General features: G+C 55.3%; 1 protein-coding gene. It reads left to right on the plus strand.

The window, feature by feature from the left end; all coding sequences use genetic code 11:
• On the plus strand, nt 1-403 hold a 403-nt coding region (locus IV91_RS19370), incomplete at both ends, for a phosphoadenosine phosphosulfate reductase domain-containing protein (RefSeq protein WP_031599517.1).

Consider the following 403-nt stretch of genomic DNA (forward strand, 5'->3'; position numbering starts at 1 on the left):
CTTTCACGGTATTTCCCCATGGCTCCCTGGTTCCCCTTTGTCGACAGAGTACAACGGCTTCTGGATGGAACCTGTTGCCCTACCCTCCGGTACTCGACCTGGATTCGCAGAGCCGCCCCCTCCGTTCATCTCATCAAATCAATCCACACCTGCAACGCCTGGAAGCAGAAAGCATCCATATCATTCGGGAGGCCGTGGCAGAAGCCGATAACCCCGTCATGCTGTATTCCATCGGCAAGGACAGCGGCGTCATGTTGCATCTGGCCCGCAAGGCATTTTACCCTGCCACGCCCCCTTTTCCACTACTCCATGTCGATACGCGCTGGAAATTCCAGGAGATGTACCTCTTTCGGGATTACATGGCCCGGGAATCCGGCATGAAACTTCTGGTTTACACCCATCC

Source organism: Ferrovum myxofaciens (genome assembly GCF_000735045.1).
In the GTDB taxonomy this organism is placed as follows: Bacteria; Pseudomonadota; Gammaproteobacteria; order Burkholderiales; family Ferrovaceae; genus Ferrovum; species Ferrovum myxofaciens.